The sequence below is a fragment of the Actinotignum sp. usb-actsch-rep-73 genome, assembly GCF_059082735.1.
In genome coordinates, this window is the sequence record NZ_JBHNPV010000084.1 from 65,340 (window position 1) to 76,128 (window position 10,789).

A 10,789-nucleotide genomic window follows, 5' to 3' on the forward strand; every position below is an offset into this window, starting at 1 on the left:
GTATAAGGACGGATGAGTCGGTCTGTACGCCGGGTTTTGTCCCGCACAAGCGGTGGCGACCATCTATCTAGGACGTTTGTTGCCAAACGCCTCAAGCAACCTACCCGCAGGCGTCGGGCGGGCCACCCATACCTGCTGCTCGGTCTTGCTCTGGGTGGGGTTTACCAAGCCGGCTCGGTCACCCAAACCGCTGGTGAGCTCTTACCTCACCTTTTCACCCTTACCGCTTGCGCGGCGGTTTATTTTCTGTGGCACTATCCCTCGGGTCACCCCGGGTGGCTGTTAGCCATCACCCTGCCCTGTAGAGCCCGGACGTTCCTCGAGAACCGTGTGGTCCGCGCGGTCGCCCAACCGACTCATCCGCGCCCATAGTCTAACGCACCCGCTAGGCTTCACATATGTTCATCTGGTTACCCCCGTCCGAATCCAAAACAACACCAGCACACGGGCCTCGTTTTGACGTGACACAGCTTGCTCGCCCTGAGCTTGCATCCTGGCGCGAAAACTTGATCCACACTGTTCAGGCGCTCAGCGTTCGCGACGACGCTGCTCAGTTGTTCGGTCTTGGCCCGGCTTCAGCTGCGGATTTACAGGCGAATATCGACTTGTATTCTGCACCATGCGATGCGGCTGAAAACCTGTTTACAGGCGTTCTCTATGACGCGGTCGCATTCCCGACACTGCCGGAGCAGCATCATGCGGTCGCGCTTGAAACAACGCGTGTCTTCTCTGGGCTTTTTGGTGTGGTGAACCTCGACGATGTCCTGCCCAACCACCGTCTTGCGATGGGCACGAAACTGCCGGACATCGGCCCTTTGCCGACCTATTGGAAGAAGCCCCTTGATACATCGCTCAAAGCAGAAGCTGAAGGAGCTCCGATCGTTGATGCTCGTTCTGGGCCCTATCGCAGTGCCTGCCTCGCTCCTTGGGCGCATCGCATCGAGATCGGCGTGGTTCGTCAAGCGAAGGGGAAGCGTTCGGTGATTTCCCACGATGCGAAGCGGTGGCGAGGCCGTGCGTGCGCTCACCTCTACGCGTCAATTTCGGCTGATGCGGATTTCGACGCGATCGTCGAGGCTCTGTGTTCAGCCACTACCTTGGATCCGATCATGGATGCTCAGGGTGGTGCTCATGCGGTTATCGACGTGGAAGTACCTGAGGCGAAACCGACAAAGCAGGGCGGGTCACTCACTCACCTGGTGTTGGTCACCGACTGATCGGACTCGGGAGCAGATGCTGGCCGTCGTAGAGTGGCGCTGTCATACGATACGAGGCGACACACCCCGCCGCCGGGGCACGATCCCGAGCGATCGGCTTCAGGCTTGAGTCGTCCTCACAACGATCGCACCGGTATCTTCGGTCCAGTAGAGCTGGTCTTCGGGGGTGAGGCGAATCTGTTCAAGTTCGGCCGGGGATAGCTCCGCTGCCATTCCAATGCCAACACCATTACGTACTTCGAAGATCGCGAGGGCACCGAGGTTTGCGCGAACACGTTCATACTCGCCCACGAGGTCTTCTGGAAGCGATTCAGCGAGCGCACGACGCTTGGCGATCACATCGCGAAGCTCGTCGTCGCTTTCTTTCACGTCGGCAGCAAATTCCTGCTTGGTCTTTTCAATGTCGGCAGCGATCGCTTTCGCTTCGTCAATCATTGCTTGACGAGCATTCTTAGCCGCCTCAAGACGTTCTTCACCGTCGAGCTGTTCATTTTCCAAAGTGGACAAGCGCTTATCCATTTGAGCGATTTCATGTTCCATCGCGTTGATGTCGCGAAGAGGAACCTGATTGCCGTCGATTCGACTCTGTTGCTTAGCTCGTCTGGCGCTCACACGTTCGATCTCGTCCGCGCTACGTTGGACGTCTCGTTCAATATCTGCGATTGCTGCACCTTGGGTGACGGCTGCGCGCTTCAGGTCGTCGAGGCGTCCTGCGAGCTCGCGGACAACGCCGTGCGCCGGATGGGAGTCACGGGCGTGTCGAAGCGCAGATTCGCGCTGGTCGAAGGATTTGAGTTCGAGCAGGCTGAGCTGGTTCAGGTATGTTGCTTTCACTTACGTCCTCCTAATGTTGGGCGATGGCTGGTCCACGGCTCCGTGATAATCGTAGAGACTTTTACTCTCACTTCCACATTTGCAGTTGATGCAGCCTGCACTAGCTTGCGTTCAAGGATCGGGAGCCACGGCCATTCGGTGGCGTAGTGACTAGCGCAAATCAGGGCAGGCGCCCCACCTTCAAGGTGTTCGGATGCCGGGTGATGACGCAGGTCAGCGGTTAAAAAGACGTCCGCTCCGCCTTCACGTGCTGCCTCAAGGAAAGAGTCTCCCGCTCCTCCGGATACTGCGACGCGTTCGATGATTGCGCCGGGGTCTCCGGATCCGAAGATGCCGTGAGGTCCTGCGGGCAGGCGCTCGGCAACCAGGTCAAGAAAGTCGCCTAAACGAGTGGGCGCAATCGAACCGATACGTCCGTGTCCAATGGGTCGCCCGGCCTGGTCGATTCCGGTGGGAACCAGCGGTGATGAAGAGGTGATTCCCACCAACTGTGCGAGCGCATCGCCGACGCCATCTGCGCTGATGTCAGCGTTTGTGTGCGCGTTGAACAGGGCGATATCGTTTTTAATAAGGCGAGTGATGGACGCGCCCTTAGGGTCAGATGCCGGCAGGAAACTCGTTCCGCGAAGGTACAGCGGGTGGTGAGTGATAACGAGGCCGGCGTCCTCGTCGATCGCTTCATCAACGACGGCCGAAACGGGGTCGACGGCAAGCAGGATTGAGGTGACGTGAGCGGATGGGTCGCCTGCGATCAATCCGACTCGGTCCCATGACTCGGCACGGGAGGCGGGATACCACGCTTCCATCAGCGCCATGACATCTGAAATGGTCCATTGGTTACTCACGCTTTAAAGGATAGCCAATCGAAAGATGCTGGCGAGCGTGGATAAACGTGAGGAAACGCTGAAGAAATACGTGTTTTCAATGGTTTTTCGTTATCTGTCGAAGCCTCGTACCCCGCTTGGCGTGATCCTGCGGAAAAATGCATTACTTTCGAGAACACGTGCGCAAAGGGCCATTTCGATTAAGAAACGAAAGGTCTGGCGTTCTATCATTCCTAGGTGCACGTCATCGACCTTATTGATGCGGGAACGTCGGACTATATGGAAGTAGACCGACTGCAGCGTCAACTCCACGACCAAGCAGCCGCTGGTGACGGCGATTCGATCATTGTCACCCAATTCGCCCCCACCTGGACCGCTGGCCGCCACACGAAACCCGAAGATATTCCGGATTCCACTGTTCGGGTGATCCATATGGACCGCGCCGGTTCCGCGACGTGGCACGGACCGGGACAGGTTGTTGTCTACCCAAATGTCAGGCTCAAGGAGCCCGTCGACCTGTACGCGTGGATCCGTAGCGTTGAAGCGGGTGTTATTGAAACAGTGCGCGAAGAATGGGGGCTGCCCGTTCACCGCATCGACGGACGCGCAGGAGTGTGGCTGACCGAAGAGGGACGTCGCGACCGCAAAATTTGTGCCATCGGACTGAAAGTTGCACGAGGCGCCACGTTGCACGGAGTCGCCCTGAACGTCGATATTGACCCGATAGAAGCGTTCGCGGGAATCATCCCGTGCGGGCTCTTCGACGCTGATGTTGCCTGTCTGTCGTGGGAAGGCGTGAACGTCCCATTGCGCACCGCTGCTGACGCACTTGTCTCGCACCTTATTTCTTCAATCCGCCCTCAGCTGGCTGACCCCAGCCAAGAGATCACCTATTCGAAGGGAAACGCCTGTGAGTACCTTGCCTGATCCCGAAGGACGCAAACTGCTTCGAGTGGAAGTTCGCAACTCGCAAACTCCTATCGAAAACAAGCCCGAGTGGATTCGCACGACGGCACACACCGGCGCGAACTATCACGATATGCGTTCCATGTCGCACGCCAAGGGACTGCACACTGTCTGCGCTGAAGCAGGGTGCCCGAATATTTACGAGTGCTGGCAAGACCGTGAAGCGACTTTCCTTTTAGGTGGAGCACTCTGCACACGTCGGTGCGACTTCTGCGATATCGCGACCGGTAAGCCCACCGAATATGACCGGGACGAGCCTCGTCGAATCGCCGAGTCTGTTGGCGAACTCGAACTGCGCTACGCGACGATCACCGGCGTCACCCGCGACGATCTGCCCGACGGCGCGGCGTGGTTGTACGCCGAAACCTGCCGTTTGATCCACGAGAAGAGCCCATCAACCGGCGTTGAACTGCTGGTTGACGACTTCCGCGGTCAGGACGAGTCGATCGACATGGTCATTGAAGCCGGCCCGCAGGTGTTCGCGCACAACTTGGAGACGGTGCCTCGTATCTTTAAAAAGATCCGCCCCGCGTTCCGCTATGACCGTTCGCTTGCGATGATTCAGCGTGCACACAACGGTGGCATGGTAACGAAGTCGAACTTGATCCTCGGTATGGGTGAGACGCGTGAAGAAATCAGCGAAGCGATGCGCGACCTGCACGATTCGGGCTGTGATTTGCTGACCATCACGCAATATTTGCGTCCTTCTCCCCTGCATCACCCGATTGATCGCTGGATTCACCCCGAAGAATTCCTTGAGATCGCAGCAGAAGCTGAAGAATTAGGCTTCGCTGGCGTCATGGCTGGCCCGCTTGTGCGCTCGTCGTACCGCGCGGGATTGCTGTGGGCGAAAGGCATGCGCGCTCGCGGGTTTGAGATTCCTGAGCACTTGAAGCACCTGGATAATTCCGGTTCCACTCTGCAGGAAGCGGGTACAGTTCTGGCGAATATGCGTGAGCGTCGCGCACGTCGTCAGGCGCGTGAAGCCGCAACACTGCCCGGGGTTCCCGTTGCCTGAGGCCCCAGTGACTCCGGATTATTCACCGGCCCGAGTTTTGATGCGTGCTGGGCGTCAGCACCCGAACCGCATGTCGATCATTTGGCCGGACAACAGCGTGTGGACCGTCGCCGAAAGCGCCGACGCGGTGCGCCGTGTGGCAGCATATTTGCGCTCGCTCGACATTGGCGAGGGTGACCGTGTCGTGTTTGCTGGCCGTAACAACGCTTGGGTTTTTGTTCTGCACGTTGCGTGCTCGTGGCTTCACGCTGTGACCGTTCCACTTTCGGAACGCCTACCGTTTACCGTCACGCAGTCGATTGTGGATTCGCTCGATCCAGCTCTCGTTTTGATCGACGAGGTCGCGCCCGCGTTGCAGCGTTCGGTCAGTGTGGGCGCGGAGTTTATGACGGTCGACGCTTTTGCTTCGAGCGCGCTGGGCTCCACGCCGATCGAAGGTGAGCCTCTGGCCTGCGCACACGAAACGGGTGCGATTGTCTTTACTTCGGGGTCGACAGGACGTACCCGAGGAGTTGAACTCTCTCACGCCCACATGTGGTGGGGCTCGATGTGTTTCCGCGATGGCTTCGAATATCTACCGGCACGCGATGTCGTGGGTGTGTGCGCGCCAATTTCGCATATCGGCGGCTTCAATGGCACGTCGATGGATGTCTTCAGCCACGGTGGAACGATCATCGTTTTCCCGACGTTTAACCCGACTGGCATCCTGCGTGCGATCGAAAAGCACCGCATCTCGATGATGTTTGCTGTCCCAGTCATGTGCCACATGTTGCTCGATACGAATGAGTCCGTCGGCGCAGATATTTCATCATGGGAGCGCCCGCTGATCGGCGGAGATGCGATGGGGCCGGCTTTGGCTGAGCGTCTGCGCAGCGCCGGCTTGCGACCGATCCACGTGTGGGGAATGACGGAAACTTCCGGGGCGGGAATGATGACCTCCCCCGATGCCGACGCCCCGGCGGGAGCATTGGGCCAACCTTTCCCCTACGTGGATGCGCGTCTGATGAACGCTGACGGTCACCTCGCCGGCGTGGGCGAGTTGGGCGAAATCGAGGTACGAGGCCCAGGCGTTTCAACCTCCTTCGTGACCAACGGGGAACGAGGCCTCGCACGCATGCATGACGATTGGCTGCGCACCGGCGACCTCGCCACACGCGATGAAAAAGGCTGGTATCACATCGTTGGTCGTGCCTCGCGAATGATTAACACGGGTGGCGAGCTTGTGGCTCCCGGGCGCATCGAAGAACTGCTACGCGGACTACCCCCTATCGCAAACGCCTGCGTTGTAGGTGTCAAGGATGATCGGTGGGGTCAGGTTGTTGCCGCGGCAATCGTTCGCGGACCGATCCCAAAAGAGCTGCGTGATGACGCCGACTTCGACGCATTGGAGATCGCTGACCTGATTAGTGATCAGTGTGCGCCGTGGGAACGAGTTCGCCGAGCGATCTGGGTTGATGCTCTCCCCCAACTGCCGAACGGAAAACCGGATATTCAGGCGACGCAACGTCTTTTTGACTAAACGATTGCTTTGCTCCGCGCCCTTGCTGGGGAATCGTTGATCAGGTGATCGCGGCCTCGTACATGAGCGAAAAGGACGTGGGCACTCTCACGCCCTCAAAGACGGATTGGGACTGTCACACCCACCGACTCAATTAGTAAGGTAAGCCTTACGTAATTAATGAGGAGGATCTGGTGCACCGCATCGTCATCATCGGCTCAGGTTTTGCTGGACTTGAAGTTGCGAAGAAGCTGAAGCACGCGAACGCTGAAATCACGATTCTAGCCAAGACCGGTCACCACCTATTCCAGCCCCTGCTCTATCAGGTCGCAACTGGCATCCTCTCCGAAGGCGACATTGCGCCAACGACGCGTGAGATCCTCAAGAAGCAGAAGAATGTTCGCGTTCTGCAGGCGCTCGTTGAAGACATCGACATTGAAAACAAAGTCGTTATTTGGCGTAACCACAACGAAAAACAGACGACTCCCTACGACACACTGATCCTTGCTGCCGGCGCTGGCCAGTCGTACTTCGGCAACGATCACTTCGCCGTGTTTGCTCCCGGCATGAAGACGATCGATGACGCGCTCGAACTCCGTGCCCGCATCTTCGACTCGTTCGAGAAGGCTGAAATCGAATCCGACCCACATGAGATCGACCGTCTGCTCACGTTCGTTGTCGTTGGCGCAGGTCCAACCGGTGTTGAGATGGCTGGTCAGATCCGCGAAATGGCATCACACACGCTGGCAAAGGAGTTCCGCGCAATCGATCCGACAAAGGCTCGCGTCATCCTCGTTGACGGTGCCGATCGTCCTCTCCCCGTGTTCGGCGAAAAGCTCGGTGACGTGACGCGCCACGAGCTTGAAAAGCTCGGTGTCGAGGTGAAGACCCACGCATTTGTCACTGACCTTGACCGCGACACCGTCACTCTGAAGTTCAAGGACGGCTCAACCGAAACGATTCGTTCAAACTGCAAGGTGTGGGCTGCCGGCGTCCAGGCATCCGAGCTTGGCGCTGTTCTTCGTGACAAGGCCGATGCGGAGCTTGACCGCGCAGGTCGCGTCATTGTTGAAAAGAACCTCACTGTTCCCGGCCACCCGGAAATTTTTGTCCTCGGTGACATGATGAGCTTCCCGGGCGTGCCCGGCGTTGCTCAGGGAGCTATCCAGTCTGCTCGCTATGCGGCAAAGATTGTGGCAGCACGTCTTGCTGGCAAGCCGGAAACAACCGAGCCTTTCACGTACTTCGACAAGGGCTCAATGGCGACGATCGCCCGCTTCAAGGCGGTCGTGAAGATCGGCAAAATGCGCCTGACCGGCTTTATCGCCTGGGCGGCTTGGTGTTTCCTCCACCTGCTGTACATCGTCGGCTTCAAGTCGCAGATCGGTACCTTGGTTCATTGGTTCTTCTCATTCCTGTCGGGCGCACGTTCACAACGCACGACCACAAACCAGCAGCTGGTTGGCCGCCTCGCTTTGGAACGTCTGGGCACCGGTTCGTCCGGCAAGCTCGTCGCCGGGGAGGATCCCGTTCAGGAAATCATCGATGATGAAGTGACCTCGTCACGCAACGACGAGGCGATACCGAATACGCCTCTATCCCTTTAACTTCGAATGAATCACGCCCTTTCTTGCTAGGGTTATCACGATGTTTCCATCGAATACAGGAGGAACAATGAAGAAGTGGTTACGCGCCACAACTGCTTTCGCAGGCGCGGCAGCACTGACACTGGGAGGTGCCGTTGCCGCTGTAGCAGCAAACAGTGTTGACGACGCCAGCCATGTCAAGAGCTTTGACGTTACTTGGAGTAACAACGTAAAACGGTACGACCCGAAGCTTGAAGGCACCACAGTTTACATGCCTCTGTACTGTGAGGTCTACGAATTCAAAAACGGTCAAGCAACCGGCGACCCGCTTGGCTACGAGTGGCCAATGCTCAAACTAACCGTTGGTAAAGATGAGCAGATTCCACTCAACGTGGACCCTAAGAATCCCCGAAACCCCAAGTACGAGGGTGTTGATAAGATCGGCGTTGACGACTGCTACCAATATCGTAACGGCAAGTACGGACCCAGCCAATTCACTTTTTCAACTGGATATAGTAATGGCGTGAAACAAGTCTATATGGACCAGCAGGCCAATACCGATTTCACGTTTAAGTTGGTTGAAGGCGAGTGGGATGGGGAAACCTATCTAGGTGAGATTCCCGACGGCAAGGCACCCACAATCACAATTGGGGTATCGCAGCATAAGGCCGGAGACGCAGTTACAGAAGATGGCCAAAAGGTTTACAAGCCCCTTATCACCAAGCGTGGCGACCCTGCTGCAAACAAGTATGTTTTCGCCGACGGGGAGTCTCATAGGCCCTCTGCCGAAATCATGCCAAGTCGTGAAGATACTCCTATTACTCGCGCTTCAATTGGCAATAGCCTGAACATGTTCTCTGGATATACGGGTCGTTACCAGTGGTACCAGTTGACCGCGTCAATTGATGATCCAGAAGAGGCTAAGCTCTTCCGCATTGAAAGCGTTGAAGGTAATGACCTTGACGGCTGGACTGTAAAGGTAAGCTCTGTTGTACGCAAGATTACCCCCGAAGCTCCGACCGTTGTAGATTCCAACAAGTGCGGAGTTGCTGGCACGGTCCAGGTTCCTGAATCCAAGTACTTTGACTACGAGCAGGTTCAGCAAGGCACCACTGTCTCGGTAGCGGCTCTACTGAAACAGGATTTTAAGGACAAGTTCGTGGTTGAGGGTGACACGCAGTGGGAGCTCAGCGTCGCTTCTCAGCCGTGCACAGTAGATCCAGCTGAAGAGTTGGCAACTCCTGTTGCTCCGAAGCTGATCAATCCGTCCGCTGCTGATCCTTCTTCTTGCACCGTCGAACCTTACGTGACGATCCAGAAGACCGAGGGCGTCGCCTACACCGTCACCGCAAACGGCGTTCAGCTGAAAGCTAACAAGGATGGCAACTACAACTACCCGTACAACTCGAAGGTAGAAGTTAAGGCCTCCGCTCTGGATGGTTACTTCTTCGCTGACGATGCTGTAGCCGAGTGGACCTGGGACAGCCACGATACTGCGATGGACCCAGCATGTAAGCCGGCTGAGCCAAAGAAGAAGATCGCTAAAACTGGTGCTGAGGTTGCTTCCCTCGTCGGCCTTTCCGCCGTACTGCTTCTTGCAGGTGGTGTGCTCACCGCACGCAAGTTCATGTAACCAACGAGCAACACGCAACCTGCCTACAGGCGAGTAGTTGCACAGAATCCCCGGAAGGGGAGCTGAGTGATCTCAGCTCCCCTTCCGGGGTTTGCTTTACCCATCTAGCCTAGGCTTATTCGCGCCTACTCATCATCGAGCTCAAGCTCCGGAGTTTCTGCACGAGCTTGCTCAAACACTTCTGCCGCAGCCGAGAGGTTGATGAAGCCGATAACAAGACCAACCGCGATGTCTGGCCAGGGGCTGAACCAGAACACCATGACAACGCCAGCGGCAAGGATCAAAAGGTTTGCGAGCACATCATTGCGGGCGGCCAGCCAGGCACCTCGCACTAATGCTGTATCGTGCTTACGCAGTTGCAGTAGTAGTAGCGCGCTGGCGAGGTTGATTAGCATTGCGATGATGGCGGTTACCGACAAGGTGAGTGGCTCCGGCGCCTCCCCGGAGATCATTTTCCATATCGCGGTGCCAAAAGCCGCAACTGCGGGAATGAGGATGAGGCCGGCCAGGCCGTAACTGGCTTTCCTCCTGCTTGCTACCGACCAGCCCAGGGCGGTGAGCACAAGCATGTTAATGAGGAAGTCTTCAAGGAAGTCGGCGGCATCTGCAAAGAGTGCGACTGAGCCAATGATTGAGGCGATCACCAGTTCAATGATGAAGCCGATGAGGTTTAGGATGGCAACCCAAGCAACGATTCGCCGGGCACGAGTGTCAAGATTCTTAGCGGTATACACGAGCATAGATTGTAGCTAATATCTTCAGATGCTTCGCGAGCCATCCTTTCCACCGTGATAGTTGTATTGGTGCGCGTTGGTTCCCTCTGACGGGGCACTAATCGAACGAAGTTAATGTGACCGGATAACGATAACAAAACACCTCCCAGGGATTGCCGGGAGGTGAATGTTGTGCATGACTAGCTCACTCGATAATGAGGAAGCCAGTTACTGTGCCGGGTGGGTCCGCTAAACGGCGGGCCCACCCGCACTTGCTTATGGACGACGGCGCTTGGATACAGCCCAGATTCCCGCAGCGAGCAGGGCAACGCCCCCTACTACTAGGCCTTGAACTGCCGAGCCGGTGCGACCCAACGAAGGTGGGATGTCCTTGGTGTTAGTAACCACGTACCCCTCGGCCGCGCNACCGCTAATGGAGGAGGTGTAGCCAGGAACNTCTACNTCAACNACCGTGTAAACGATCTCNGTCTTNTTACCAT

The 10,789-nt window shown here is 56.9% G+C and carries 9 protein-coding genes and 1 other RNA gene; 6 read left to right on the forward strand and 4 right to left on the reverse strand.

The window, feature by feature from the left end; genetic code table 11:
- Window positions 1-9 precede the first annotated feature (9 nt).
- Window positions 10-359, reverse strand: an RNA gene (gene rnpB / locus AC5RE1_RS08695) — RNase P RNA component class A.
- Window positions 360-398: 39 nt separating this feature from the next.
- Here rnpB and AC5RE1_RS08700 point away from each other — a divergent pair.
- On the forward strand, window positions 399-1,217 hold the full coding sequence (locus AC5RE1_RS08700) for a YaaA family protein (protein ID WP_493938679.1): 819 nt from the start codon (window positions 399-401) through the stop codon (window positions 1,215-1,217).
- Window positions 1,218-1,316: 99 nt separating this feature from the next.
- On the opposite strand, the gene AC5RE1_RS08705 is transcribed toward AC5RE1_RS08700, so the two are convergent.
- Both AC5RE1_RS08705 and AC5RE1_RS08710 read right to left on the reverse strand, forming a co-directional pair.
- The gene (locus AC5RE1_RS08705; RefSeq protein ID WP_006681135.1) at window positions 1,317-2,051 is read right to left on the reverse strand and encodes a zinc ribbon domain-containing protein; all 735 of its coding nucleotides are present in this window, start codon (window positions 2,049-2,051) and stop codon (window positions 1,317-1,319) included.
- The gene (locus AC5RE1_RS08710) at window positions 2,048-2,896 is read right to left on the reverse strand and encodes a Nif3-like dinuclear metal center hexameric protein (RefSeq protein WP_442953386.1); all 849 of its coding nucleotides are present in this window, start codon (window positions 2,894-2,896) and stop codon (window positions 2,048-2,050) included. Before AC5RE1_RS08710 ends, AC5RE1_RS08705 begins: the two co-directional genes overlap by 4 nt.
- Window positions 2,897-3,112: 216 nt before the next feature.
- Here AC5RE1_RS08710 and lipB point away from each other — a divergent pair, with 216 nt between their 5' ends.
- The 5 genes from lipB (at window position 3,113) to AC5RE1_RS08735 (ending at window position 9,576) form a co-directional block, all read left to right on the forward strand.
- The gene (lipB, locus tag AC5RE1_RS08715) at window positions 3,113-3,802 is read left to right on the forward strand and encodes a lipoyl(octanoyl) transferase LipB (protein ID WP_493938682.1); all 690 of its coding nucleotides are present in this window, start codon (window positions 3,113-3,115) and stop codon (window positions 3,800-3,802) included.
- Window positions 3,786-4,859: a lipoyl synthase gene (gene lipA / locus AC5RE1_RS08720; RefSeq protein ID WP_219585163.1), complete on the forward strand. Its 1,074-nt coding sequence runs from the start codon at window positions 3,786-3,788 to the stop codon at window positions 4,857-4,859. Before lipB ends, lipA begins: the two co-directional genes overlap by 17 nt.
- 40 nt (window positions 4,860-4,899) lie before the next feature.
- A complete protein-coding gene (locus tag AC5RE1_RS08725; protein ID WP_006681139.1) occupies window positions 4,900-6,378 on the forward strand; it encodes a class I adenylate-forming enzyme family protein in 1,479 nt (492 codons plus the stop codon).
- Window positions 6,379-6,551: 173 nt separating this feature from the next.
- Complete coding sequence (locus tag AC5RE1_RS08730; protein WP_493938685.1) at window positions 6,552-7,964, forward strand: NAD(P)/FAD-dependent oxidoreductase; 1,413 nt, start codon at window positions 6,552-6,554, stop codon at window positions 7,962-7,964.
- A 67-nt stretch (window positions 7,965-8,031) separates the two neighbouring features.
- The gene (locus AC5RE1_RS08735) at window positions 8,032-9,576 is read left to right on the forward strand and encodes a hypothetical protein (protein WP_285067361.1); all 1,545 of its coding nucleotides are present in this window, start codon (window positions 8,032-8,034) and stop codon (window positions 9,574-9,576) included.
- A 125-nt stretch (window positions 9,577-9,701) separates the two neighbouring features.
- Here AC5RE1_RS08735 and AC5RE1_RS08740 read toward each other — a convergent pair whose 3' ends face one another.
- On the reverse strand, window positions 9,702-10,316 hold the full coding sequence (locus AC5RE1_RS08740) for a cation efflux transmembrane domain-containing protein (RefSeq protein WP_006681142.1): 615 nt from the start codon (window positions 10,314-10,316) through the stop codon (window positions 9,702-9,704).
- Window positions 10,317-10,789: the final 473 nt, after the last annotated feature.

What these genes read in the sequence shown, in the direction of transcription:
- AC5RE1_RS08700 (WP_493938679.1), top strand. Translation starts at nt 399, where the DNA reads ATGTTCATCTGGTTACCCCCGTCCGAATCCAAAACAACACCAGCACAC.
- AC5RE1_RS08725 (WP_006681139.1), top strand. Translation starts at nt 4,900, where the DNA reads ATGCGTGCTGGGCGTCAGCACCCGAACCGCATGTCGATCATTTGGCCG.
- AC5RE1_RS08740 (WP_006681142.1), bottom strand. Translation starts at nt 10,316, where the DNA reads ATGCTCGTGTATACCGCTAAGAATCTTGACACTCGTGCCCGGCGAATC.
- AC5RE1_RS08735 (WP_285067361.1), top strand. Translation starts at nt 8,032, where the DNA reads ATGAAGAAGTGGTTACGCGCCACAACTGCTTTCGCAGGCGCGGCAGCA.